22 protein-coding genes are annotated in these 24,875 nt (G+C 32.5%); 13 read left to right on the top strand and 9 right to left on the bottom strand.

Going from position 1 to position 24,875, the window contains the following annotated elements; all coding sequences use genetic code 11:
* Window positions 1-32: 32 nt before the first annotated feature.
* Window positions 33-2,099 carry an acetate--CoA ligase gene (gene acs / locus IRZ83_RS00695; RefSeq protein ID WP_255526393.1) on the top strand — a complete coding sequence of 689 codons (2,067 nt, stop codon included), beginning with the start codon at window positions 33-35 and terminating at the stop codon, window positions 2,097-2,099.
* Between the two features lie 135 nt (window positions 2,100-2,234).
* Here the strand turns inward: acs and IRZ83_RS00690 are convergent, their stop codons facing one another.
* The 3 genes from IRZ83_RS00690 to IRZ83_RS00680 all read right to left on the bottom strand — a co-directional run bounded on the left by IRZ83_RS00690 (window position 2,235) and on the right by IRZ83_RS00680 (window position 5,648).
* On the bottom strand, window positions 2,235-2,831 hold the full coding sequence (locus IRZ83_RS00690) for a PolC-type DNA polymerase III (RefSeq protein WP_194566120.1): 597 nt from the start codon (window positions 2,829-2,831) through the stop codon (window positions 2,235-2,237).
* A 2-nt stretch (window positions 2,832-2,833) separates the two neighbouring features.
* A complete protein-coding gene (locus IRZ83_RS00685) occupies window positions 2,834-4,750 on the bottom strand; it encodes a DUF294 nucleotidyltransferase-like domain-containing protein (protein ID WP_194566118.1) in 1,917 nt (638 codons plus the stop codon).
* A 481-nt stretch (window positions 4,751-5,231) separates the two neighbouring features.
* The gene (locus IRZ83_RS00680) at window positions 5,232-5,648 is read right to left on the bottom strand and encodes a hypothetical protein (RefSeq protein WP_029270259.1); all 417 of its coding nucleotides are present in this window, start codon (window positions 5,646-5,648) and stop codon (window positions 5,232-5,234) included.
* A 144-nt stretch (window positions 5,649-5,792) separates the two neighbouring features.
* On the opposite strand from IRZ83_RS00680, the gene IRZ83_RS00675 reads away from it, so the two are divergent.
* Window positions 5,793-7,022 carry a multidrug effflux MFS transporter gene (locus IRZ83_RS00675; protein ID WP_194566110.1) on the top strand — a complete coding sequence of 410 codons (1,230 nt, stop codon included), beginning with the start codon at window positions 5,793-5,795 and terminating at the stop codon, window positions 7,020-7,022.
* A gap of 76 nt (window positions 7,023-7,098) precedes the next feature.
* On the opposite strand, the gene IRZ83_RS00670 is transcribed toward IRZ83_RS00675, so the two are convergent.
* From IRZ83_RS00670 to IRZ83_RS00655, 4 genes are all read right to left on the bottom strand, one after another.
* Window positions 7,099-8,358: an NAD(P)/FAD-dependent oxidoreductase gene (locus IRZ83_RS00670; protein WP_194566108.1), complete on the bottom strand. Its 1,260-nt coding sequence runs from the start codon at window positions 8,356-8,358 to the stop codon at window positions 7,099-7,101.
* 84 nt (window positions 8,359-8,442) lie between these two features.
* Window positions 8,443-9,777, bottom strand: a complete 1,335-nt coding sequence (locus IRZ83_RS00665; protein ID WP_194566106.1) for a DEAD/DEAH box helicase — start codon at window positions 9,775-9,777, stop codon at window positions 8,443-8,445.
* A 103-nt stretch (window positions 9,778-9,880) separates the two neighbouring features.
* A complete protein-coding gene (locus tag IRZ83_RS00660; protein WP_029270266.1) occupies window positions 9,881-11,422 on the bottom strand; it encodes a DEAD/DEAH box helicase in 1,542 nt (513 codons plus the stop codon).
* 108 nt (window positions 11,423-11,530) lie between these two features.
* On the bottom strand, window positions 11,531-12,064 hold the full coding sequence (locus IRZ83_RS00655) for a DUF6155 family protein (protein ID WP_029270268.1): 534 nt from the start codon (window positions 12,062-12,064) through the stop codon (window positions 11,531-11,533).
* A 103-nt stretch (window positions 12,065-12,167) separates the two neighbouring features.
* Between IRZ83_RS00655 and IRZ83_RS00650 the strand changes: the two genes are divergently transcribed.
* The 5 genes from IRZ83_RS00650 to IRZ83_RS00630 all read left to right on the top strand — a co-directional run bounded on the left by IRZ83_RS00650 (window position 12,168) and on the right by IRZ83_RS00630 (window position 15,957).
* Window positions 12,168-12,455 (top strand): DUF3817 domain-containing protein, encoded by a 288-nt coding sequence (locus IRZ83_RS00650; RefSeq protein WP_029270270.1) that lies wholly within the window; start codon window positions 12,168-12,170, stop codon window positions 12,453-12,455.
* Window positions 12,448-13,704: a mechanosensitive ion channel family protein gene (locus IRZ83_RS00645; protein WP_194566104.1), complete on the top strand. Its 1,257-nt coding sequence runs from the start codon at window positions 12,448-12,450 to the stop codon at window positions 13,702-13,704. Before IRZ83_RS00650 ends, IRZ83_RS00645 begins: the two co-directional genes overlap by 8 nt.
* A gap of 192 nt (window positions 13,705-13,896) precedes the next feature.
* Complete coding sequence (locus tag IRZ83_RS00640; RefSeq protein ID WP_029270274.1) at window positions 13,897-14,304, top strand: hypothetical protein; 408 nt, start codon at window positions 13,897-13,899, stop codon at window positions 14,302-14,304.
* Between the two features lie 27 nt (window positions 14,305-14,331).
* The gene (locus tag IRZ83_RS00635) at window positions 14,332-14,907 is read left to right on the top strand and encodes a Crp/Fnr family transcriptional regulator (protein WP_194566102.1); all 576 of its coding nucleotides are present in this window, start codon (window positions 14,332-14,334) and stop codon (window positions 14,905-14,907) included.
* A 78-nt stretch (window positions 14,908-14,985) separates the two neighbouring features.
* Window positions 14,986-15,957 carry a zinc-binding alcohol dehydrogenase family protein gene (locus IRZ83_RS00630; protein ID WP_194566100.1) on the top strand — a complete coding sequence of 324 codons (972 nt, stop codon included), beginning with the start codon at window positions 14,986-14,988 and terminating at the stop codon, window positions 15,955-15,957.
* A gap of 63 nt (window positions 15,958-16,020) precedes the next feature.
* Here IRZ83_RS00630 and IRZ83_RS00625 read toward each other — a convergent pair whose 3' ends face one another.
* Window positions 16,021-17,763, bottom strand: a complete 1,743-nt coding sequence (locus IRZ83_RS00625; protein WP_194566098.1) for a DUF885 domain-containing protein — start codon at window positions 17,761-17,763, stop codon at window positions 16,021-16,023.
* A gap of 68 nt (window positions 17,764-17,831) precedes the next feature.
* The gene (locus IRZ83_RS00620) at window positions 17,832-19,808 is read right to left on the bottom strand and encodes a thiamine pyrophosphate-dependent enzyme (RefSeq protein WP_194566096.1); all 1,977 of its coding nucleotides are present in this window, start codon (window positions 19,806-19,808) and stop codon (window positions 17,832-17,834) included.
* 172 nt (window positions 19,809-19,980) lie between these two features.
* On the opposite strand from IRZ83_RS00620, the gene IRZ83_RS00615 reads away from it, so the two are divergent.
* The 6 genes from IRZ83_RS00615 to IRZ83_RS00590 all read left to right on the top strand — a co-directional run bounded on the left by IRZ83_RS00615 (window position 19,981) and on the right by IRZ83_RS00590 (window position 24,684).
* Window positions 19,981-20,931 (top strand): isopenicillin N synthase family dioxygenase, encoded by a 951-nt coding sequence (locus IRZ83_RS00615; protein ID WP_029270283.1) that lies wholly within the window; start codon window positions 19,981-19,983, stop codon window positions 20,929-20,931.
* 116 nt (window positions 20,932-21,047) lie between these two features.
* Window positions 21,048-21,380: a translation initiation factor gene (locus IRZ83_RS00610; protein ID WP_029270285.1), complete on the top strand. Its 333-nt coding sequence runs from the start codon at window positions 21,048-21,050 to the stop codon at window positions 21,378-21,380.
* A 93-nt stretch (window positions 21,381-21,473) separates the two neighbouring features.
* The gene (locus tag IRZ83_RS00605; RefSeq protein ID WP_194566094.1) at window positions 21,474-22,343 is read left to right on the top strand and encodes a nucleoside phosphorylase; all 870 of its coding nucleotides are present in this window, start codon (window positions 21,474-21,476) and stop codon (window positions 22,341-22,343) included.
* Window positions 22,344-22,350: 7 nt separating this feature from the next.
* Window positions 22,351-22,827 carry a DUF4265 domain-containing protein gene (locus IRZ83_RS00600; RefSeq protein ID WP_194566092.1) on the top strand — a complete coding sequence of 159 codons (477 nt, stop codon included), beginning with the start codon at window positions 22,351-22,353 and terminating at the stop codon, window positions 22,825-22,827.
* A gap of 54 nt (window positions 22,828-22,881) precedes the next feature.
* Window positions 22,882-23,733, top strand: coding sequence for a substrate-binding domain-containing protein (locus IRZ83_RS00595; protein ID WP_194566090.1), 852 nt, complete (start codon window positions 22,882-22,884; stop codon window positions 23,731-23,733).
* An 18-nt stretch (window positions 23,734-23,751) separates the two neighbouring features.
* Window positions 23,752-24,684: a transglutaminase gene (locus IRZ83_RS00590; protein ID WP_194566088.1), complete on the top strand. Its 933-nt coding sequence runs from the start codon at window positions 23,752-23,754 to the stop codon at window positions 24,682-24,684.
* Window positions 24,685-24,875: the final 191 nt, after the last annotated feature.

Below are 24,875 nucleotides of genomic sequence, written 5' to 3'. Positions count from 1 at the left end.
GCATAGTATTTTTTTACTATGCCTTTTTTGCAATGTTCATTTTAACAGAAAAAGCAAAAAATTATACTAAATTCATAAAAAAAGGATATTTTTTTTATTTTGTGTTTTTTTTTGCCAAAATTTATGAATTAAATAATTTTAGGAATACGTTGATATTTAATACATTTATAAAAAAAATTCAGAAACATATGAGTTATTATAAAATTGAAAATTTAGAACAATATTTTAAACATTACAATAAGTCAATAAGAGAGCCAAGGAAATTCTGGGGGAAAATAGCTGAAGAAAATTTTACGTGGTACCAACAATGGGAAAAAGTAGTTGATTTTAATATGGCTGATGCCGAAGTAAAATGGTTTACGGATGCAAAAGTCAACATTACAAAAAACTGTATCGATAGACATTTAAGCAAGAGAGGAGAAAAAACGGCAATTATTTTTGAACCGAATGATCCTTCTGAAGATGCTTTACATATAACGTATAACGAATTATACGAAAGAGTTTCAAAAATGGCGAATGTTTTGCGCGAGCAAGGCGTGCGTAAAGGCGATAGAGTTTGTATCTATTTGCCAATGATTCCAGAATTAGCAGTTTCTGTTTTAGCTTGTGCTAGAATTGGGGCTATTCACTCTGTTATTTTTGCTGGATTTTCAGCTTCTGCAGTTTCTGCAAGAATTAATGATTGTGAGTGTAAAATGGTAATTACTTCTGATGGAGGTTACAGAGGAAACAAAACAATTGATCTTAAAGGAATTGTAGACGAAGCATTAGATACTTGCCCATCTGTTTCTAAAGTTTTGGTTGTAAAAAGAACGCAGACTGAAATTAAGATGAAAGAAGGTCGTGACATTTGGTTACAGCCACTATTAGATGTAGCTTTAGATAACAGTGTAGCTGAAATCATGGATGCTGAAGATCCTTTATTTATTTTATACACTTCAGGATCAACAGGTAAACCAAAAGGAATGGTACATACCACAGCCGGATATATGGTTTACACAGCTTACACATTCAAAAATGTTTTTAGCCACGAAGAAAATGATATTTTCTGGTGTACTGCAGATATTGGATGGATTACTGGGCACTCCTATATATTATACGGACCTTTATTAAACGGAGGAACAACTGTAATTTTTGAAGGAGTTCCGTCTTACCCAGATTTTAGCCGTTTCTGGGATATTATCGAAAAACATAAAATCACACAATTTTACACAGCGCCAACAGCAATTCGTTCGTTAGCAAAAGAGAGTTTAGATTATATTCAAAAATACCCTCTAAAATCTTTAAAAGTAATTGGATCTGTTGGTGAACCGATAAACGAAGAAGCTTGGCACTGGTTTAATGACCACGTAGGAGATAAAAGATGTCCGGTGGTTGATACTTGGTGGCAGACAGAAACTGGCGGAATCATGATTTCTCCAATTGCTTTTGTAACGCCAACGAAACCAACATATGCAACTTTGCCTTTGCCAGGAATCCAGCCTGTTTTGATGGATGAAAAACGCAATGAGATTGAAGGTAACCAAGTTGTGGGTAGTTTATGTATTAAATTTCCATGGCCAGGAATTGCCAGAACAATCTGGGGCGATCACCAACGATACAAAGACACTTATTTCTCTTCTTTCCCTGGAAAATATTTTACAGGAGACGGAGCTTTAAGAGATGAAGTTGGCTATTACAGAATTACAGGTAGAGTAGATGACGTTGTAATTGTTTCTGGACATAATTTAGGAACAGCTCCTATTGAAGATGCAATTAATGAGCATCCTGCAGTTGCTGAATCTGCAATTGTTGGATTTCCACACGATATTAAAGGAAATGCTTTATACGGGTACGTAATTCTAAAAGAAACTGGAGAAGTTAGAAATAAGGAGAATTTGTCAAAAGAGATTAATCAGTATATTTCTGATCACATCGGACCAATTGCTAAATTAGACAAAATTCAGTTTGTGTCGGGTTTGCCAAAAACACGTTCTGGAAAAATTATGCGTAGAATTTTACGTAAAATAGCAGAAGGAGATTATTCTAATTTTGGAGATACTTCAACATTATTAAATCCTGAAATAGTAGAAGAAATTATGAAAGACAGAATTGCATAATTCTGATAGAAATAAAAACGAAAATGCCTCTTAAATTTAAGAGGCATTTTTTTATACTTAAAACGATAAGATCAATTCTCAGATTAAGCGAAGTTGAAGTCTGTGATACAGAATAACGTATTTGGTTAAAACATTTTATTTAATTCCCAATCGCGATTTTAATTTTAAAAACAAAAGCGCAATTTTATAAGCATCTTCTGCTGAAGAATTTCGGTCACTTTTTGGAATTTTAAAAATTTCACATAAATCATCTAATGAAAATTGTTTGTCATTAACGTCCATCAATTTTCTGTACATGACATCAACATCTAAGGCTTCATTTTTTAATCGGCCACAATCCAAACGTTCTAATGCTGAATTTAGCATTTCGATGTCAAAATTAATATGATGCCCAACCAAAATAGCATTTCCTAAAAAATTAATAAAAGCTTCTACAGCTTCAGGTTCCTGCATTTTGATCATTTTACTTTCAATGATAAATTCATTAGAAAGTCCGTTGTCTTCAAGAAATTTGTATTGCAATAAAACAGATTCAAAATTATCTTTAATTACAATACTGTCATCAATAACAGAAAATGCTCCCAAAGACAAAATAACATCCTTATTCGGATTCAAGCCAGAAGTTTCCGTTGACATAACAACGAATCTATTAGGTTTTGTTTCGAATTTTGTTAAGTAATCCTTCCAAAAATCAGGATATTCTTTATTGATATTTTTCAGCCAGTCTAGCATATTTATGAGAATTGCGTAAGTTGAAATTTACTTTTAATTAATTCCTCAAGGTCTTTCATTGGGGTTAAAGCATTTTTTAACTTCTCTTTGTCTGTTTTAGACATTTCTCTTAAATTGATATATTGTCCAGAATCATCATTTTTTAATCCCTCAACAGTTCTAAATTTAGAAAGCGTTAAAAAAGCATCAGCACAGCTTAGGTATATTTCTGCGTTTTTAGAATCTGTTATCGCTAATTGTTTGAATCTCAAATAGGTATTTTTTATTCCTTTTATATTTGCATTTAAAATTAGTAAACGTGCAGCATCAATCAAAGGCATCAGAGCACGAGTTTTAATATCAAATTTTGTTTTATGCGGTCCTTCTTCTTCAACAATGAATTTTTTGAAAAAACTCAGGGGAGAATTCTTTTTCAACGCGTCATTTCCTAAAAAGTCAAAGAATAAAGTATTGTTAACAGCATTTTTAAAGATAACATTTTCTATTACTTCTTCAATTTTTGGCTCCCCAAAAACAATCTCGTAATCGAAGAAAATACTGCTCAAATCATTGCTGTTTTCACCTGGAGTATTCATCCAGCTGTTGTATTGTTTTGTCCAGTCAGTCAACGACTTACACCATAACATATTGCTTCCCATATGTCCGTTAGGGCAATATTCATAACCTACTTTTTCTAATATTGAAGTTGTTCTTTTTGCCAATCTTAAAAAGTAATCTTTTACCTCTCTGTATTTTTCAGGAGCAACATCTTCAAAAATTAAAATACTATCTTGGTCTGTAAGCAAAAGCTGTTCTTTACGCCCTTGACTTCCAATACTTAACCAAGCAAATCGAGCAGGAGGTGAGCCTAAATCCAAAATAGACAACTCAACAGAACGCTTTATTATGGCCAAATTAATCTCGCTTGCAATATTGCTTACATGTGAAATCGGAATATTTTTCTGAATCGAATTCTGAATCAAATCCGATAATCTATCACGAATTTGTTTTAAGTCTTTTGGTTGTTGAGAACGTTTAATTTCTTTAATTAAAACGCCAGGATTACTAGCTTGAGCCACAATTAAATCGTGTTCAGAAATAATTCCTTTTACAGTAGATTTACTTGTGCCATCTTTGGTAACACATAAATGCGTTACATTGTGTTTCAGCATAAGTAATTGCGCTTCTGCTAAAGAAACGTTTTCAATTACAGTAACTACAGGCGAAGACATAATTTTGTCAATTGTTTCTGTAATAGGATAACGTCCAGTTGCAATTTTAGAAGCTAAGTCTGTTGCGGTTACAATACCAATTGGGCGATTTTTTTCGCACACAATGATATTATCTACCATAGATTCTGTCATTAAAATAGCAACATCTTTTACAATATGCGTCGCTTCGGTCGTTAAAGGTGAATTGTTATACGCAAGTGATTGAATATATTGCATTTCCGAACCCTGATCTGCATAAAATGGAGTATCAGAAATTATCTTTCCGTTCGAACTAACGCTGTCTTTAGTATGTCTTGAGTTTATTGCAAAGCTCTCAAGCAAAAAGTTTAGAACATCAGAATTATTAGCTACAAATGGTCTAAAAACCGCAATTGGTATCGCATAAATAATACTTTCTTCGCGGGCTTTCGCCGTCATCATATAGTTATTCTTGGCAAAAAAAGGTCTCAAGCCAAAAATATCTCCTTCGTGACATTTATTAATAATGGTTTCCTCAGCATCAGCAATTGTCGTTAAATTTATAACGCCAGAAGCTACGACATAAAAACTATCATGAAGCGCATCGTTGTTTTGAAACAGTACAGTATGTTTTTCTAAATTTAGTACACGGATATTCGTTGCAATATCAGATAATTCCTGAAAAGTCAAATTATCAAATGGCGGGTATTCTTTTAAAAAATCTGCAATATGCTCAGCAATTGTATTCATACGGATGATAATTTTTTTAAAGTATCGAATGTAAAAATAATAAAATAAACTCTTACAATGAAAGCATCTTTGACAGAATGTAATTATTTTAAAGAAATGTTAAAATATGCTGATTTAAAGGCTTTAAAATGTTTTTTTTAAGATTAAATTCTAAATAATCGATGTATTGTGTATGTCAATATTGTTTTGATATTTAAGTTAGCTAGACAAAGTTATTCATTGAGAGTAGGTTTGAATTAAACTTGTAAAAGTTTTTTACAGTTAAAAGTCTTATTCATGTAATGTTTTTACAATGCAATTAGAGCAGGTTTTAAAATATTCTATTTTACATAATATAAATTATAGTTCAAAATACATAACCTATAAATGCAAGTAATTTAATGTTTCTAGGCTCTCAACAATTATTAAAATAAAAAAAGCATCACGTTTGTGATGCCTCTTTTCTAACATATTTGATATTTTAAATTCTCAAATATTAAATTTAGATTTTCTTTAGATAAACAGATTTTCCATTAAGAGAAACTTCAATCTCATTATTTTTTTCAGAGAAAGTTGTTCTTAGTACATTTCCTTTAAAAAGTTGAACATCTCCATAAACTTTTCCAGTTTCATCAGAAATGTATTCAAATAACAATTTTCTGTTATCTGGCTCAATTCCGATTTTATAACTTGAAAATTTTGTTCCTTTTAAGTCAAATTGCTGTTGCGAATCGATAATTTTTCCATCAGCATAAAAATTTGTAATGGCTTTGTTTAATGTAATGTCTGGATAATACTCATTTACCTTTGTAAGCAAGGCATATTGCGCTACATTTGCATCTTCAAGTTTTGATGTAATGGTTTGAGAAAATGAAATTGTTGTAAAAATAAGAGCTAATAGTAAAGTGAATTTTTTCATAATTTAAAATTTTTAGATTTATTGTTTCAAAACATTTTTGAAAACTTACATAATTACCACTTTTTATATTAAAAGTATAAATTATATTCAACAAGGTAGTGTATATTTATCTTTAAACAAAATTTTAAGCAATATTTTAAGAAAATGACAACAAAAAAATATATTAAGCTCATACTTATTTTAGGTTCTTTAACAGCACTTGGCCCTTTTTCAATCGATATGTATTTACCAGGTTTTTCTGGTATTGCAAAAGACTTGCATACATCTGTAGCTAAGGTTTCGATGAGTTTATCCAGTTATTTTATTGGAATTTCTGCAGGACAATTACTTTACGGACCTTTATTAGACCGTTTTGGACGTAAAAAACCTTTATTTATTGGTTTGCTGGTTTACATTTTAGCTTCTTTGGGTTGTGTGTATGTTTCAGATATTGATACTTTTATATTGCTTCGTTTTATTCAAGCTGTTGGCAGCTGTGCAGCAACAGTTGCTTCGGTAGCCATGGTACGAGATTTATTTCCGGTGAAAGATATTCCAAAGGTATTTTCATTGTTGATGCTTGTTCTCGGGCTTTCGCCGATGTTAGCGCCAACTATTGGAGGTTACGTTACTCAAGATTATGGCTGGCATACTGTCTTTTTTATTTTAATGTGTATGGGAATCGCTATTTTAACTGCCTCACAATTAGGTTTACCAAACAGTTATAAACCGGACACTTCAATTTCCTTAAAACCAAAACCCATTATTTCAAACTTTTTAAAGGTGTTGAAAGAACCTCAGTTTTTTACTTATGCATTTACAGGTTCAATTGCTTTTTCTGGATTATTTACATATGTAGCAGCCTCACCTATAGTTTTTATGGATATTTATAATGTTGATGCCAAAACGTACGGTTGGATTTTTGCTTTTATGTCTATCAGTTTTATTGGTTCGAGCCAATTAAATTCGCTTTTATTGAAAAAATTCACAAGTGAACAAATGATTTTTGGAGCTTTAATTTCGCAATCAGTTATAAGTATTGTTTTTTTAGTACTCTCATTAAATGATTTACTGGGATTATATGAAACAATCGCTATGCTGTTTTTATTTTTAGCCTGTTTAGGAATCTCAAATCCAAATACAGCCGGACTTACAATGGCTCCTTTTGCTAAAAATGCAGGAAGTGCTTCAGCATTAATGGGTGCAATTCAGCTTGGTTTGGGAGCTTTGGCATCATTTGCTGTTGGTGTTGTTGTAAAGAATTCTATTACACCAATGGTTGTTATTATGGCAGCAACAACTATAATTGCTTTTATTGTTTTAAATATTGGAAAGCGATTTATTAAAGAAAAAGTAGAATTGTCTGCAGACGATAATACTGTCGTTACGCATTAAATTTTTGATTCCAATTTTTTAATACTTTGATAATAAGATAAAAGCCAGAATCGAGATTCTGGCTTTTTTATGAAATTTAACTTCTTTTATCTGGTCTAATAATCATTCTAAGAGATTGATCTCTTGCGAAATAAGCAACCATCCAGTTATAAAAAGTATTTAATCTATTTCTATAAGTGATTAGAGAAATTAAGTGAATGAATAGCCAAATAATCCATGCAAAAAATCCTTTAAAATGCCATTTCGGACTTGGCAAATCAACTACAGCTTTGTTTTTTCCGATGATTGCCATCGAACCTTTATCATTATAAGCAAATGGTTTCAAAGGCTTGTTTTGAACTAAAGCTTTAAAGTTTTTTGCTAAATTTAAACCTTGCTGGATCGCAACCTGTGCAACTTGCGGATGTCCGTCAGGAAAATTTTTGTCTCCCGCGGCTATTGCTGTATCACCAATAGCATAAACATTTTTTAAACCGTTTACTTTATTATATTGATCTGTTGCCATTCGCCTGCCTCGTCCATAACTTTCTTTTGGAATTCCGTCAAAAAGTTTTGCTGAAACTCCAGCTGCCCAAATTAAATTTTTAGTTTTAATTGTTTCACCTCCTTCAAAAAATACGGTATCATCTACATAATCAACAACTTTAGTGTTTAGTTTTACGACTACACCTAATTTTTTCAACGCTTCTAAAGTATCTTTTTGAGATTCTTTACTCATCGGAGACAGTAAAGCATCTCCTCCATCGACTAAATAAACATTACTTGCTGATGTTTCTAATTCCGGATATTCTTTAAGAAGAATGTTTTTTCTCATTTCGGCAAACATACCCGAAACCTCTACTCCTGTTGGTCCTCCTCCAGCAACAACGATCGTTAATAATTTACGACGTTTGCGAATATCTTTTGTAATAGCGGCTTTTTCAAGATTTTTAAGTAACGTATTTCGCATTTCGATGGCATCATTTAAGGTTTTCATCGGAATTGCGTTTTTCATCACGTTTTCCATACCAAAATAACTGGTTTCAGCGCCAGTTGCAAAAACCAAATAATCATAAGACAATTCGCCATTGTTTAGAATTATTTTATTTTCAGCGGGAACTACAGAAAGTAATTCGCCTAAACGAAACTGCAGATTTTTTTTGCCTGCAAAAAATTTTCTAAAAGGATAACTGATGCTTGAAGGCTCTAAAAAAGCCGTAGCAACTTGATATATAAGTGGTGGAAAAAAATTGTAATTGTTTTTGTCTACAAGTGTTACCTGTATCTGAGGTTGGTCTACAAGTTCTTTTGCTAGATTTATTCCTGCAAAACCTCCTCCTATAATGACTATATTCATAGATGCTGTCTCTTTAAATAGGTTTTATAAAATAATACCTTATAAATATACAACATTAAAATTCAAAGACAAAAGTTACAATTATTACTTTTTGAATTTTTTAACAGGTTTTTCAGTCACTTCAACTTTGTTTTGCAAAACGTAGTTAGCCATCAATTTTTCAATTAATTCATCTTTAGTAAGATGATGAAAAACTGTTTTAACTTTTGTTTTTAAATCTGCCGAAATATCATGGTTTGGCTTTGTTTTGAAGATTTGTTTCGCCCATAAAAGCGTATTGTTTTCTTCTAAACTTACTAGAGATGGCTTTTTAAATTGCGTAAATTTCAAACCTAATTCTCTTTCAAATTCAGGGATTTCATTTACTTCTTCCTCTTGTAACACAGTTAATGCAAGACCCTTAGCTCCTGCTCTTGCTGTCCTTCCGCTTCGGTGAACATAAGTTTCGTAAGTGTCAGGCAAATGATAGTTTACAACATAAGAAATCTCTTTAACGTCGATTCCTCTTGCAGCTAAATCTGTTGCTACTAAAATATTGATATGGCCTTCACGAAATTGCTCCATGATTCTGTCACGAATTCCTTGTGATAAACTGCCGTGAAGCGCTCCCGAAGAAAAACGGTTTATAGCTAAATTTTTAGCCAATTTATTTACTGCAGCTTTAGTTTTGCAGAAAATAATGCCGCGTTCTCCATCTTTTGAATTTAAAAAATGCATTAAAACATCTAATTTTTCAATTGGATCTACAACAATGTATTCGTGATCAATTCCTTGATTTCCAACAGTTTCCATATTGGCACTAACCTGAATTACATTTTTGTTTAAGTAATTCTGAATCAGTTGCTTGATTGTTCCTGGCAAAGTTGCTGAAAACAATAATGTTCGATGTTGTTTAGGAAGTTCAGCAACAATTTCGTCTAAACTTTCTTTTAAAATCGAAACCATTTCATCGGCTTCATCTAAAACTAAATATTGTGTTTGTTTTAAGTCGATTGCTTTTCTTTGAATCAAATCAATCAAACGTCCTGGCGTTGCTACTACAATGTGCGTTGGTGAAGTTAAACGTTCAATTTGTGGCTTTATGGGGATTCCGCCACAAGTTGAAGCTATAGAGATATTTGGAATATGTTTTCCAAAATCCTCTAAATTTTTAAATATTTGCTGACCAAGTTCTCTCGTCGGAACTAGAATTACAGCTTGTACCGTCGTTAATTCTGTATTAATTAACTGCAATAGTGGCAACCCAAAAGCAGCTGTTTTTCCTGTTCCTGTTTTGGCTAAACCAACAACATCATGATTTTCAGATAATAAAAGCGGAATTGTTTTTTGTTGAATTTCTGTTGGTTCAACAATCTTCAATTCGCTTAACGCTTTTAAAATTGGTGCTGAAATTCCTATTGATGAGAATTGTTTAGACATTTTTTATTTTTTGTTATATTTTTTTATTTCAAGTTTCAGGTTTCAGGTTGTCTTTGCGTTTCATCAAACTTGAAACCTGAAACTTGAAACATTTTTTAATTTTTTATTCATCTGGCTCGTTCATGATTTTCTCACGGTATTTTTTACCGATTAGTAAAACCAATTTTAACTTATAATCGTCAACCAGCCATTCACGGTAGTTTTTACTGCATTGGCTTAAGCATTTTGCATAACGTTTAATTCGGCATTCGATATCATCATCAAGTTCTTTTCCTAGTGATTTTGCTTCTTGCAACGTTTCTGTATTATCCACACACATTGCTGCATGCTGCTCTAATGACTTATCTAAAACAACTTTAGAACGTAAATTTTGTTTGATAATCAGTTTATGCTCTTCATCAACATCAAAAGTAACATCAGCAGTTTTACTAAATTTAGCACGCAATTCTGGTGGCATACTGTATTTAAAATACATTTCAATCTCAGTATCATCACGAAGGTTTTCTAAATAAAATTCTGGAGACTTAAAGATATGCTGCCAGTTTACAGGCTCGCTCCACAATCCAAAACGTGCAGCGTTATTTCCTAAATCAATAACTGTAAACTCGTCTTTACCAGGTAATTTACGAGATCCACGGCCAATCATTTGATAATATAATGTAAGCGATTTTGTCGCTCTGTTTAAAATAATTGTTTCTACAGTTGGCTCATCAAAACCAGTTGTCAAAATTCCAACCGAAGTTAAGATCGCATCCGGAGTCTTTTTAAACCATGCCAAAATATCTTTACGTTCTTCAGAACTGCTTGTATTATCAAGGTGTCTGATATCGTAACCTGCTTCTCTAAAGGTTTCATATACATATAATGAAGTATGAATACCGTTATTAAAAATCAATGTTTTTTTACCTAAAGAACGTTCTGTATATGCATGCAAAAGTTTTTCCTGCATCAACGTATTAGTATACAAATCATCAGATGATTTTACAGTATAGTCTCCGTTAATTCCCACTTTAAGCGAAGTTAAACCAACATCATAACTATATGTAGTTGCTCTAGCTAAGAAACCTTTGTCAATTAAAGAGCTAATTGTGTCACCCACAATAAGTTCATCATAACTTTGGTGCATTGGTAATTTTATATTCGAACTCAAAGGCGTTGCAGTCACTCCAAGAATAAAAGCGTTTTTGAATGAGTTTAATAATTTTCTGAATGAATTGTAATGTGCCTCATCAATAATAACCAAACCGATATTGTCAAGATGCAGTTTTTCATCATTAATACGGTTTTTTAAAGTTTCAACCATGGCTACAAAACAAGAATAATCATTCTGATCAGGCAGCTCCTTAACTTTACTGTTGATTATTTTATTGGTAACACCAAAACCTTTCAACATTTTTGAAGTTTGCTTACAAAGTTCGATACGATGTGTTAAAACAACTACTTTTTTATCGTTATTAGATAAATAACGACGAACGATTTCGGAAAAAATCACTGTTTTTCCTCCACCTGTTGGCAGCTGGTACAATAAATGATGTTTCGAAGGAGCATTATCTAAACGTTCAAAAATGGCATCAATATCGCCTTTTTGGTATGCATAAAGTTCTTTTTTCTCTTCTCTTTCTATTTCTAAAGTGTTTTGAGACATTGTTTATTTTTGGATTTTTGCAAAAATACACCTAAAAAACAGTTATTCATCTTATTTTAACCTAAAATAAATGATTTTTTTAAATAAGATTTTTTATGAGAAGTGCTTTTATAAGTCGATTTTCTCTAAAATAGCTTCAAAATCGTACTTATTTTTCCATTTTTGCTGCATTGTCTGCTCTTGAATCGACTTAATCCGATCTTTAAATTCAGCTAAAATTCCATTTGAAATTAAAAAATTTACAGCCTGTTCAAAAGAATTAAGTATACTTTTGTAAAACAATTCTTGCTTTATAAAATTTGAAGATGAGAAAGTCTGAGCAATTTCAATATTATAAAGCATAATATCTGCAATAACAAACGGGTCAACTCCCAACATTATAAAATGTTTGATTATTTTTTGAGCCACTGAACGGCGCATTTTAGCTTTTGGTTTCCACCGAGCTCCAGGCTTTTTTATTGGAAAATATTCGTGAGAAATTTTGACTTTGCTTTCCTGCAATAATTTATCTTCTTTCGGATTAAAAACGAAATCATAATAAACTTTTACGGGACTGAATTTTTCGTACAGCTCAAGAATTTGTTCTGCAAGCTGTTCTTTATTTAATTCTGCTAAATATTTTTTTAAATCGCGTTTACTCATTATCAAAGTTTAAGAATACAAAAATAAATTAGTTTCTTGATTCATGCTGCAAAAACCAACGATAATACTTAATTTTGCTTGTATAAACTCAAAAAAAAGATACATGCTCAAGATTTTCAAAGTTACCGCAATTTTAGAAGGAATCTCTTATTTAGTATTATTTGCTAATATGCTAATTATCAAAAACAATAATCCAGAACTTTATCATACTATATTGCGACCGCTTGGAATGACACATGGCGTGTTATTTATAGGATATCTTATATTAGCTTTTCTGCTAAAAAAATCTCAAAATTGGGATTTAAAAACTTTCGGAATCATCTTGATCGCTTCTCTTGTTCCGTTTGGGACTTTTTATATTGAGAAAAAATATCTAGAAAATAATGCATAAGCTTTTGGATAAAATATTTAACTTCTTATATCCGCTTTTTAGAGATTGGGGTATGAGCCGCAATTTTGCGTCTTATATCAGCTTAATTTTTAATATTGCCATTATGGTGGCTCTGGCTTTTGCCATATATTATGTTGCAAAATTTGTTCTAGTTACTTTGACTGCCGTTTTTGCGCAACGCACCAAAACAAAATTTGATGATTATTTAATTCATAACAAAACCACAAAATACACAGCCTATTTAATTCCGTTTTTCTTTATTTATAAAGCTGTTCCCATTATTTTGGACAAGTACGAATATTGGGAAACGCTGTTTGGAAAAATCGTTGGTATCTATATCGTCTTGATCAGTTTATGGATCATTAGAACGATTTTCAATGCTTTACGAGATTATTTAAAACAGAAGCCAGAATACAGCGACAAACCAATTGACAGTTTCGTTCAGGTTATTATGATTGTGCTCTGGATTTTCGGGGTTGCTATGATTATTTCAACTTTATTCGGAATCAAGAAGGGTGAATTATTGACCATTTTAGGAACACTTTCTGCCATTATTATACTGATTTTCAGAGATACTATTTTAGGATTTGTTTCAAGTGTTCAAGTTGCAATCAACGATATGGTTCGTATTGGCGACTGGATTACGATGGATAAATTTGGAGCCGACGGAGATGTAATCGAAATTAATTTAACAACTGTAAAAGTTCGAAATTTTGATAATACGATTACGACCATTCCAACATATGCTTTGAGTTCAGACTCTTTTCAGAACTGGCGCGGTATGCAAAAATCGGATGGAAGACGTATTAAAAGACACGTTTTGATCAAAAGCAGCAGTATTCGATTTTTGAATAATGATGATCTAAATCATATGAAAAATGTGCAGCTCATCAGTTCTTATATTGAAACTAGGCAAGCCGAAATAGAAAAGTACAACAATCTTAAAGGAATTGATAAATCATTAGCGCTTAATGGCCGAAATATGACGAATTTAGGTTTATTTCGAAAATACATTATGCAGTATTTAATGGATCATCCTGGATTGAATAAAGACATGCATATTATGTGTCGTCAGCTGCAGTCGAGTGCGCATGGAGTTCCTTTAGAAATTTATGCCTTTTCAAGCGATAAGCGATGGGCGAATTACGAATATATAATGTCTGATATTTTTGACCATATAATGGCATCTGTCATTTATTTTGATCTTGAAATATTTGAACTCCCATCAAGTTTGGGTCCTTTAAAATAATTTTTTGTTTCAAGTTTCAAGTTTCAGGTTTCAAGTTTCAGGTTTCAGGTTTCAAGTTTCAGGTTTCAAGTTTCAGGCTGCTAAAGGTAAATACTTGAAACTTGAAACCTGAAACTTGAAACAAAAAAACTTAAAACTTTTAATATTCTTGTTTTTTGTATCTGATTTTTTTCTAAATTTAAAAGAAAAAACATGGCAGATAGAGACACTTTTTTAAAAGAATTCAGAGGCGAAACTTTAGGAACCGTTAGTGCTCAATCTTCCGCTGATGAGCTGTTCCAAAATCAGACAATCAGGCCTATTTTAAAACTTCAGAACGATTTATTTATAGCAGTTTTTATAAATTATGTAAATAAAAACAAAGCCGACTTTTATTCATACACTGTTGAAAAGAAAATTCAAACGATCGAAAATTCAATTCAAAAAGATATTAAGTTCAGAAATTCTTTAAAAGGAATTATTATGGCTCTTTTTACGATTGAGGAATACGAAACTTATATTCAAAATTCTTCAAGCTTAAATAAAAGAATGATGAATTTATTGGTTGACCGATTGAAAAGTCAGGTACAGTTATTTGAGTTGGAATCGAACTCAAATTGATATCCTTTTTAAAATTTATAATTAAAAATGTTCAACCAATTCAGAGATAAATTTCCATTAGATGACGCTAAATGGATTCAATATACCAATTCATTCAATCGGCTTGAAGTTCCTGCAAAAACAGTTCTTTTAGAAGAAGGCGAAATTTCTAAAAAACTTTTTATCATAGAAAAAGGCTGTATCAGGGTTTGGTTTAATAATAATGGAAAAGATCTTACTACGCAATTCTTTTTTGAAAATCAAAGTGTTGCTTCAATCGAAAGTTTCATGAAAAAATTCCAGAGTCCAGTTGTTATTGAAACGATCGAACCTTCTGTTGTTTGGTGGATTCATAAAAAGGATTTGGATAAAATTCTGGAAGAAATTAAAGAAATTCCCGAGTTAAGAGATCGTTTATTTAATATGCTTTTTCAGCGTACATTCGATTATATGAAACATTTTGTTTCATTCATAAAAGACTCCCCTACTCAGCGTTATATTGATTTAATTAAAGAAAAACCTCAAATAATTCAGCGTGTACCACAGCATTATATTGCATCGTATCTTGGTATAACTACCGTTCATTTAAGCCGAATCAAAAGTAAGTTAGTCCAAAAAAAGTAATTCAATTTCATTTGATAACAAATGTTATCGCCTGCCTATAAACTGCAGTATAGTTTTGCATCATAAAATTTAATAATTATGAAAGCAGCAGTAGTTTATAAAAAAGGCGAAATGCCAAAATATGCAGAATTTGAAACGCCAGTTTCAAATAACGAAAACGAAATTCTAATTTCGGTAAAAGCAGTAGCTATTACCAATTTAGATAAAGGCAAAGCCAGCGGAAAACATTATTCAACAGAAAATGAATATAAAAACGGATTTGTAGTCGGAAGCGATGGCGTAGGTTTTTTAGATGATGGAACAAGAGTTTACGCACGTGGTATAAGTGGTACAATTGCCGAAAAAGCTATTGTAGAAAAAAACAGAATGGTTCTGCTTCCAGATGGAATAAGTACTTCAATTGCGGCATCTATGCCAAATGCAGTTGCAGGTTCTGCAATGGCGCTTCGTTTTAGAGCTGGAATAAAACCCGGAGAAACAGTTTTGATAAACGGAGCAACTGGGTTTACAGGTCAAATCGCCATTCAGATTGCTAAACATTATGGAGCAAAAAGAATAATTGTTACAGGAAGAAATGAAAAAACGCTTCAAAGCCTTTTAGAATTAGGAGCTGATGAAATTGTATGTTTAAAACAAGACGATGAAATAATTGTAAATCAGCTTAAAGCAATTCATGAAAATGCGTCAATTGATATTATTATAGATTATTTGTGGGGTCACTCTGCCGAATTGATTTTTGCATCTATAAAAGGTAATGGTTCATTTACGCACAAAGTTCGTTACGTTTCTGTTGGTTCTATGGCTGGTGATAGCATTCAGTTATCAGCGGGTATTTTAAGAAGCGTTGATCTTCAATTATCAGGATCTGGATTAGGAAGCTGGACTAAAGAAGAAGTGAAATTATTGTTTTCAGAAATTCTTCCAGAAATGTTTTTGTTGGCGGCTCAAGGCAAATTAAAAATTAATATTCAGGAAGTTAATTTAGCTGACATTGAAAAAATGTGGGATACCAAAGTTCCTGACGGCAAACGCTTGGTTGTTACTATTTAAAAAAGAAAAAGGTTTGACAATTAATTTCGTCAAACCTTTTTTACTTGAAATATCTTTAAAAATCTATTCTTTAGCCAACATCAATTCTTTGATGTATTTAACTGGAGCACTTCCAAAACTTAAGAATTTTTCGTGGAATTTCTTTAAATTAAAATCTTTTCCTTGTTCTTTTTTAAGCTCTTCTCTTAAATTATAAATCTCGGTATAACCTGTAAAATAAGAACATAACTGAACTTGAGATAAGGTAACACGCTTCCACTTCCCTTCTGCCTCTGCTTGTTGCTGAAAAGCTTCTCTGGTCAGCAGTTTCATCGCATCTTCTTTAGACATGTTTTTTGTATGAACGCTGTTATCCAAAATAGTATTACAAGTGGTTCTTAAATTCCATTTATAATACATCAGCCACATTTCATCAGAATTTTTATAACCGCTTTCCAGCATCATTTTTTCAGCATAAACGGCCCAGCCTTCTACCATTGCACCATTTCCTAAAATAGATTTGATAATACTTGGCGATTGATTACTGTAAACCAATTGCGTGTAATGACCCGGAATTGCTTCGTGAATGTTTAAAATTTGAAGGATATAATCGTTGTATTCTCTTAAGTAACTTTCAGCGTTTTCGGGCGTCCATCCTGACATGCTTCCTACATTATAATAAGTATTTGCATTTTTATCATAAGGTCCAGGCGCAGATATAGAGGCACCTGCAACTCCTGCCATGTAAGCTGGTTCTTTGCGTACCACAAGCGGTTTTGAAGGATCGATATACAACAAATCTTTTGCTTTTACATAAGCTGTCAATTCTGGAATTTGTTTTTCTATTTCAGATTGAAATTTTTCTGGAGTTGTATGCTGCAACGAGATTTTATCAATTACCTGTTTGATTAAATCTAATTTATCAGTTGGTTTTGGTTCGTTTCCTTTATATTTTGTCCAAAGCTTATCTGCCAAAACGAACATTTTATCATGAAGATCTTTTTTATGATCAACCGCAATTTTATAAATTTCATCTGCGGTATAGCCAGACTGAATGTCAAAATTGAATTTTTTAGCATACAAAGCGCTTCCTAACCTAAAAGAACGAGGCGTTTTATTTGGTAAAGCTTTAAGCCAGTCAGCATAATCTTTAATTGCTTTTATTGAAACCTTTGCCTTATTTTGAATTTCTTTTTTCTCAGTTGCGCTTAATTTGCTTTTTTCTAAAGCAGCATTTAAATCGGTTTCAAAAACAGAAGAACCGCCAATGTTTTGTGCTATGGCAAGATCAGTGTGCTCAACTGTTGGATTTTTGATGTTCTTTTTGGCCGCTTCATAATAAGCAGGAATATTATTCATTTTGATATTAAAAGCGCGGAGGCGAACTTCTAGCGAATCGTATTTTCCGTTTAAAATTTCCGCGAAAGCGCCACAAACATTATATTCTGACGGATTCCACTCAGATGATTTTAATTCTTTAATGCTGAAAATAGTTGCTTCTAACTGATTTTTAATCATTTGAAAATCAGTCTTGTTATTGTCAGACAAATTTTCAATATCATATTGTTTTAGCGAATCTAAATTTGCAGTGGCAAAATCAAGCTGTACTTTTGTGTCTTTGGCATCAGGCACAATTAAAATACTGTCATATTTGTGATAACCGGCACCAGAGGCCCAGCTTGGATTAATTTTCCATAAAGCGGTAACAAAACCATCTTTATATTTGTCAAATTTTCCGTCTAAAGCTTTACCATCATTTCCCTTAGCATTTTTATTACAAGAAAAAAGCAATGACATTGCAAAAATAGATACGAACAGTTTTTTCATAAGTTAAAAATTTATTGTTTAAAGATAAAAAAAATGCTGTTCGTGCAAAGTAATATCTTAATTTGTAATTAGTATTTCAATAGCTCCAATAAAACTTCCTCAAATCTATTTTTTGGAAGAAATTGATCTTCTAAAGCCTTAGTAAAAGGAATTGGTGAATCTAAACTGGCCACTCTTTTCACAGGAGCATCCAAATATTCAAAACACTCTTCCATAATCAAAGCCGAAATATCGCTGGCAATACCGCCAAATAAAGTATCTTCTTGATAAATAATAGCTTTTCCTGTTTTTTTAACAGAAGCAAAAATTGTTTCGGTATCTAAAGGCTGCAGTGTTCTTAAATCAATTAAATCAGCATCAATTTCTGGATATTTTGACAAAGTATCTAAAGCCCAGTGAACTGGCGCTCCAAATGCAATAATAGTTACTGCATTTCCTTCTTTCAAAACTGCAGCTTTTCCTAATGGAATTGTGTAATAATCAGTAGGAACATCTTGATAAACGCTTCTGTATAATTGCTTGTGTTCAAAAAACAAAACCGGATTCGGGTCATTTATTGACGTATTAAGCAAGCCTTTTGCATCATACGGAAAAGCTGGGTAAACCACTTTTAAACCTGGAGTTTTAGTAAACCAAGCTTCATTAGTCTGTGAGTGAAAAGGCCCTGCCTGAGTTCCTCCGCCACAAGGCATACGAACGACAACATCTGCTTTTTCGTCCCAGCGGTAATGCGATTTTGCCAGCAAATTCACAATCGGATTAAAACCAGTTGAAACGAAATCAGCGAACTGCATTTCGACAATTGCTTTGTAACCGTTAATTGATAATCCCATTCCGGCAGAGACTACGGCACTTTCGCAGATTGGTGTATTACGAACTCTCTCTTTTCCAAACAGCTCTACAAAGCCGTCTGTAATTTTAAAAGCACCTCCATATTCAGCAATATCCTGACCCATTATAATTAAGTTTTCGTGGCGCTCCATTGACTGTTTTAAACTGTTGCTAATTGCATCAATAAAACGAATATTCTGTGTTACTGGATCAAAACTAACTTCTTGATAAATAAATGGTTTGTAGACATCATCTAATTCTCCGTTATAAGTAGGAACTATTTCGGGCTCAGCATTTGCAATGGTTAAATTCCAATCGATTTCTTGTTTGATTTCAGTTCGTAAAACTTCATCATATTCTGCAGTAAGAATGCCTTGATCTACTAAGTATTTTTTGTAATTATCTACAGGATCTTTAATTGCCCATTCATCCATCAACTCTTGCGGAACGTATTTTGTACCGCTTGCCTCTTCGTGTCCGCGCATTCTAAAAGTTTTAAACTCTAACAAAACCGGATGTGGATCTTCCAGCATGTGTGCTTTTAGACGTGAAAGCGTATTGTAAACTTCTACGATATTATTTCCATCAATAATATAACTGTCAATACCATAGCCAATTCCTTTATCTGCTAAATTTTCGCAAGAATACTGTTCGTTTGTTGGTGTCGAAAGTCCGTAGCCATTGTTTTCAATAATAAACATCACAGGCAATTTCCAAACAGCTGCTATATTGAGTGCTTCATGAAAATCTCCTTCGCTTGTAGCACCTTCGCCAGTAAATACCGCCGTAACTTTTTTCTCGTTTCGCAGTTTATGTGCTAATGCAATTCCATCAGCTATTCCGAGCTGCGGACCTAAATGCGAAATCATTCCTATGATATTATATTCTTGGGTTCCAAAGTGAAAACTGCGGTCTCTTCCTTTAGTAAAACCATTTGCTTTTCCTTGCCATTGCGAAAACAATCTGTGCAACGGAATATTCCTAGAAGTAAAAACGCCTAAATTTCGGTGCATTGGCAAAATGTATTCAGACTCATCTAAAACTGCGGTAACTCCTGCAGCAATTGCTTCCTGCCCTATTCCAGAAAACCATTTTGATACTTTTCCTTGACGAATTAAGATGAGCATCTTTTCTTCGATCAAACGAGGTTTAAGAATTTTTCTATATAAATCTAATAATTGAGCATCAGTAAGATTTTGTCTGTAAAAGATCATTGGTTTGTGTTTTTTAGTGTTTCAAATATAGAAAATTATAACAATTTTATCTGTTTTTGTTATAATATTTCGATTTTAATATAACTTTTAAAATTCAATTCTAAAATATTCTCTACCTTTGTTATTGAAAGGTTTTTCGACACCTTTCATCTTAAAATAAAAAATGTAAAGTATGCAAAACATTCCTAGTGTAGACTTACGTGATTTCCTTTCGGACGACCCGAAACGTAAACAAAAATTTGTAAATGAAATCGGCAGTGCATTTGAAAACATTGGCTTCGTAGCCCTAAAAGGTCATTTTCTTGACGACCAATTGGTAGACGAACTCTATAGCGAAATTAGAAAATTTTTCGCTTTGCCAGTAGAAACTAAGCATAATTATGAAATTCCCGGTATTGGCGGACAAAGAGGTTATGTATCTTTTGGAAAAGAACATGCTAAAGGACGTAAAGAGGGAGATTTGAAAGAATTTTGGCATTTTGGTCAGTATGTTGATAAAGATTCAAAATATGCTTCTGAATATCCAGAAAATGTTGAAGTTAAAGAATTGCCTAAGTTTAATGCTGTGGGTAAAGAGGCGTATCAGATGCTTGAAAAAACAGGTGTTTATGTGCTGCGAGCTTTGGCATTGCATTTAGGTTTAGATGAGTTTTATTTTGATCAATATGCTAAAGAAGGAAACTCTATTTTGAGACCAATTCACTATCCACCAATTACTTCTGAACCAGAAAATGCTATTCGTGCTGCAGCACATGGTGACATTAACCTGATTACGCTTTTGATGGGTGCTCAAGGAAAAGGACTTCAAGTGCAGAATCATGACGGAGAATGGATTGATGCTATCGCAGCAGACGATGAATTAGTAATAAATGTTGGAGATATGTTATCTAGACATACTAACAATAAATTAAAATCTACAATTCACCAGGTGGTAAATCCGCCTAGAGAATTATGGGGAACTTCACGTTATTCTGTTCCGTTTTTCATGCACCCAGTAAGCGATATGCGTTTGGATTGTCTTGAAAATTGTATTGATGCTGAAAATCCTAAGAAATTTGAAGACATAACTGCAGGCGATTATTTATATGAGCGTCTAGTAGATTTGGGATTAATTAAAAAGTAATTTTTGTAAATCCCCTCCCGAAGCATCGGGATAAAATTCCAAATTCCAAACTTTCATTGGAATTTGGAATTTAATTTTTAAAAACCTTAATAATTGGATTTCTAGAATAAAAATTTATGGACTTACAAGATCAGTTAAAAAACTTATTTCCGGATCATATTGAATCGAACGAGCCTGAAGAAGTTCAGGAACAAGATCATGTTCTTTATATTCAAAAAGAGCCCATGATCTGCAAATTCGAAAAACGAAAAGGAAAAGCAACCACAATAATCGAAGGCTACGAAGGATCTGACGAAGATTTTAAAATTCTAGCCAAAGAAATTAAAACAAAATTGAGCGTTGGCGGTACTTTTAAAGACGCTTCGATTATTATACAAGGAGATTATCGCGATAAAATTATGGCTATTTTAAAAGATAAAGGATTTAAAACCAAAAGAGTTGGAGGGTGAAAGTTTCAAGTTTCAGGTTTCAGGTTTCAAGTTATTGGAATGTGAAAAAAAACTTAGAATCTCAGCATCTTAGAACTTTAGCATCTTAAAAATATGATACAAAACTCAGAATTAATACTTAACCCAGACGGAAGTGTTTATCACTTAAATCTTCGTCCAGAACATATTGCAAACGACATAATTTTTGTTGGAGATCAGAATCGTGTAGAAAAAATTACTCAGTTTTTTGATTCGATTGAATTTTCGACTCAAAAAAGAGAATTTAAAACCCAAACCGGAATTTACAAAGGAAAACGAATTTCTGTAATGTCTACCGGAATTGGCCCAGATAATATTGATATTGTTCTTAATGAATTAGACGCTTTGGTCAATATTAATTTAGAAACTCGCAAGCCAAAAGAAAAACTGACTTCACTAAATATTATCAGAATTGGAACTTCCGGTTCTTTGCAGGCAGATATTCCTGTTGACAGCTTTGTGATGTCTAAATTTGGACTTGGACTTGACAATATGCTTCGCTCCTACGTAATTGATGAAGTTTCGCAAGATGCTATCGAAGATGCTTTTATAATGCATACCAATTGGGATATTAGAAAAGGAAAGCCTTATGTAATTCAGTGTTCTGAAACATTAGAAAAAATTATAGAATCAGATAAAATATTTAAAGGAATTACAGCAACTGCTGGAGGATTTTACGGTCCGCAAGGCCGAGTTTTACGTTTGAATATTCAGGATGAAGAATTAAACAATAAAATGGATAATTTTAATTTTGATGGCAACAGAATTACTAACTTAGAGATGGAAACGGCTGCTATTTACGGATTATCGTCGCTTTTAGGTCATAATGCCTTATCTTTAAATGCGATTATCGCCAATCGTGCATCAGGAACTTTTAGCGAAGATCCTTATAAAGCTGTTGATGAATTGATTGCTTATACTTTGAATAAACTGGCTCAGAAGTAATTAGATAATGGAACAGGAAACGCATAAAAAAATATTATTTAGATATTACAGCGATTTATTAGAAGATACAGTTGTAGAAACAATGTGGGCAGAAATAATAGATTTAGAGAAAGGAATTTTCAAATTAGATAACATTCCATTTTTTGGGCCTTTAATAGCAACAGAAGATATTTTCTTGGCAGAATATGATGAAGATGAAGAGCGCCTTATATATAAAAAAACGATCGAAAGTTTTGGTAATTCTATTCTTCAGGTTGTAATTTTAGAAAAAGGCTTTGATGCTGCCATAATAAAAGAAAAATTAAAATTAATTGATTGTGGATCAGAAAGTTTAAACGAAACTTTATTTGCTGTTGAAGTAAAAAAAGAGATTGATTATTCGATTGTAAAGAGTATTTTGAGCGAATATTTAACGCAGTCCATTATAGATTTTGCAGAACCTTGCCTTTCTGAAAAACACAGAGCCGATTTATTAAAAAATTAAACAACAAAACCACTTAGAATACGCATACCAAACTTAACTTAAACTTGAATTATAATGAAAACTGTAAAAATTGTAGGTGTTCCTGAACACTTCAATTTGCCATGGCAATTATGTATTGAAAATGGCGAATTTGAAGCGGAAAATATTGATTTACAATGGAAAGATATTCCCGAAGGAACTGGAAAAATGTGCCAGATGCTTCGTGATGGAGAAGCTGATATTGCCGTTATTTTGACAGAGGGAATTGTAAAAGATATTGTTGCCGGAAATCCGAGTAAAATTGTTCAAATTTATGTGCAGTCGCCCTTGATTTGGGGAATTCATGTTGGCGCAAAATCAGATTTTCATTCTATAAAAGATCTTGAAAACAAAAAAGTAGCCATTTCTAGAATAGGTTCAGGATCTCAGCTAATGGCTTACGTTAATGCAAATGAACAAGGCTGGGAAACAGATAATCTTCAATTTGAAATTATAAATACGATTGACGGAGCTGTTGAAGCTTTAACCAACGGAAATGCTGATTATTTTATGTGGGAACGTTTTATGACCAAACCTCTAGTCGACAAAGGTATTTTTAGACGTGTTGGTGACTGCCCTACTCCTTGGCCTTCTTTTGTAATTACGGTTCGTGACGAGTTTTTGAAAAAGAATCCAAAAATTGTAGAGAAAATCCTTGAAATCATTAATAAAACTACACATGATTTTGCTCAAATTCCAGATATAGACAAAACTTTGGCAGAACTTTTCAATCAAAAAATTGAAGATATTCAGGAATGGCTGAAGCTTACACAATGGTCTCAAAAACATTTGAGTGAAAAAGCATTTATTAAAATTCAAAATCAACTATTTGATCTGGGAATTATTGATAAAAAAAGTACTTTTGTTGAAACGGTAAAAGCGCTGTAAAAACTGCTTTTAATTCTTATGATGAAATTCCCTAAAATTGACTTTCCGCGATTAAAATCCAAATTACAGGTGAAATCACCTTGGGATAGGGTTATTATTTCGTTATTGAGTCTTTTGATTACCATTCCGATTTTTATCATTCTGCATCAAAATTTACGCGATTTAAATTGGGCTTTCAATTTAGACCGTGTATTTATCTTTATATTCGTTTTTATTGCAATTTTCTTTCTTTTAATGCTTTTGCGAACCATAATTATTTTATGTATCGCTGTTTATTTATTGATTTTATTCTACGGAAGTGTTATCGGAAATTATGGTTTTAGTGAGATTTCTGAAGATTATAATTCAATGATTTATACAATGTCTGACAATCCTTTTCCGCAAGACATTATTGTAGCAAAGCTTCTTCCTTTTCCAAATAAATCAAAAATCATAAATGCCATAGAATATCAGAATCCAAAGGTTCGAAATTTTGCCATTATGGCTACTACAAAGCATTTTAAAGGTATAAAAGGATATTCAGATTATAGAACTACGGTTCAATGTTTTGCTGTTTTTAAAGAAATAAACAGTCACTGGAATTATGTAAATGATCCTAAAGAAGGTGATTATATAGCAACTGCAAGTGAATCGTTAGAATACTTTTCTGGCGATTGCGATGACCATTCTATTTTAATGGCTGCAGCAATTCGTTCAATCGGCGGTACTCCTCGCCTTATTCATACAAAAGGCCATATTTATCCAGAAATTTTAATTGGTTCATTAATCGACTTGGAAAAAGTCAACTACCTGATAAAAAACGTTCTTTTTGTAAAAGAAAGTCAGGGTAAAAAAATTCACTATCATATTGATGAGCGAGGCCAGGTTTGGATGAACCTTGACTATACAGCCACCTACCCAGGCGGTCCGTTTTTATACGAGGAGATTTTAGGAGAATTGACGCTTAACTAAGTTTTCAGTCTCAGTTTTAAGTTATTAGTTGTTGCTTTGGACAAAAAAATATTCACTTAAGGCAAGATTTTACTAAAAGATCCAATTCTTATCCAAGATTTACAGCTAAAATAGCTAATATGTAAATATTTGATTATAAATATTTTACATATTATTTTTTTTCGTAACTTTTCATAACTAATTCTTAATCA

This window comes from Flavobacterium sp. JLP, assembly GCF_015350755.1.
Classification (GTDB): domain Bacteria; phylum Bacteroidota; class Bacteroidia; order Flavobacteriales; family Flavobacteriaceae; genus Flavobacterium.
The sequence above is the reverse complement of the archived record's forward strand: the minus strand, read 5'-3'. Positions and strand labels throughout refer to the sequence as shown.

Excerpts from the sequence above, each read along its gene's own strand:
- IRZ83_RS00600 (WP_194566092.1), top strand. The coding sequence starts at position 22,351 with ATGGAACAGGAAACGCATAAAAAAATATTATTTAGATATTACAGCGAT.
- IRZ83_RS00645 (WP_194566104.1), top strand. The coding sequence starts at position 12,448 with ATGCATAAGCTTTTGGATAAAATATTTAACTTCTTATATCCGCTTTTT.
- IRZ83_RS00660 (WP_029270266.1), bottom strand. The coding sequence starts at position 11,422 with ATGTCTCAAAACACTTTAGAAATAGAAAGAGAAGAGAAAAAAGAACTT.
- IRZ83_RS00605 (WP_194566094.1), top strand. The coding sequence starts at position 21,474 with ATGATACAAAACTCAGAATTAATACTTAACCCAGACGGAAGTGTTTAT.
- IRZ83_RS00690 (WP_194566120.1), bottom strand. The coding sequence starts at position 2,831 with ATGCTAGACTGGCTGAAAAATATCAATAAAGAATATCCTGATTTTTGG.
- IRZ83_RS00640 (WP_029270274.1), top strand. The coding sequence starts at position 13,897 with ATGGCAGATAGAGACACTTTTTTAAAAGAATTCAGAGGCGAAACTTTA.
- IRZ83_RS00610 (WP_029270285.1), top strand. The coding sequence starts at position 21,048 with ATGGACTTACAAGATCAGTTAAAAAACTTATTTCCGGATCATATTGAA.
- IRZ83_RS00675 (WP_194566110.1), top strand. The coding sequence starts at position 5,793 with ATGACAACAAAAAAATATATTAAGCTCATACTTATTTTAGGTTCTTTA.
- IRZ83_RS00650 (WP_029270270.1), top strand. The coding sequence starts at position 12,168 with ATGCTCAAGATTTTCAAAGTTACCGCAATTTTAGAAGGAATCTCTTAT.
- IRZ83_RS00625 (WP_194566098.1), bottom strand. The coding sequence starts at position 17,763 with ATGAAAAAACTGTTCGTATCTATTTTTGCAATGTCATTGCTTTTTTCT.
- IRZ83_RS00630 (WP_194566100.1), top strand. The coding sequence starts at position 14,986 with ATGAAAGCAGCAGTAGTTTATAAAAAAGGCGAAATGCCAAAATATGCA.
- IRZ83_RS00665 (WP_194566106.1), bottom strand. The coding sequence starts at position 9,777 with ATGTCTAAACAATTCTCATCAATAGGAATTTCAGCACCAATTTTAAAA.
- acs (WP_255526393.1), top strand. The coding sequence starts at position 33 with ATGTTCATTTTAACAGAAAAAGCAAAAAATTATACTAAATTCATAAAA.
- IRZ83_RS00635 (WP_194566102.1), top strand. The coding sequence starts at position 14,332 with ATGTTCAACCAATTCAGAGATAAATTTCCATTAGATGACGCTAAATGG.
- IRZ83_RS00670 (WP_194566108.1), bottom strand. The coding sequence starts at position 8,358 with ATGAATATAGTCATTATAGGAGGAGGTTTTGCAGGAATAAATCTAGCA.
- IRZ83_RS00590 (WP_194566088.1), top strand. The coding sequence starts at position 23,752 with ATGATGAAATTCCCTAAAATTGACTTTCCGCGATTAAAATCCAAATTA.
- IRZ83_RS00685 (WP_194566118.1), bottom strand. The coding sequence starts at position 4,750 with ATGAATACAATTGCTGAGCATATTGCAGATTTTTTAAAAGAATACCCG.
- IRZ83_RS00680 (WP_029270259.1), bottom strand. The coding sequence starts at position 5,648 with ATGAAAAAATTCACTTTACTATTAGCTCTTATTTTTACAACAATTTCA.
- IRZ83_RS00620 (WP_194566096.1), bottom strand. The coding sequence starts at position 19,808 with ATGATCTTTTACAGACAAAATCTTACTGATGCTCAATTATTAGATTTA.
- IRZ83_RS00655 (WP_029270268.1), bottom strand. The coding sequence starts at position 12,064 with ATGAGTAAACGCGATTTAAAAAAATATTTAGCAGAATTAAATAAAGAA.
- IRZ83_RS00595 (WP_194566090.1), top strand. The coding sequence starts at position 22,882 with ATGAAAACTGTAAAAATTGTAGGTGTTCCTGAACACTTCAATTTGCCA.
- IRZ83_RS00615 (WP_029270283.1), top strand. The coding sequence starts at position 19,981 with ATGCAAAACATTCCTAGTGTAGACTTACGTGATTTCCTTTCGGACGAC.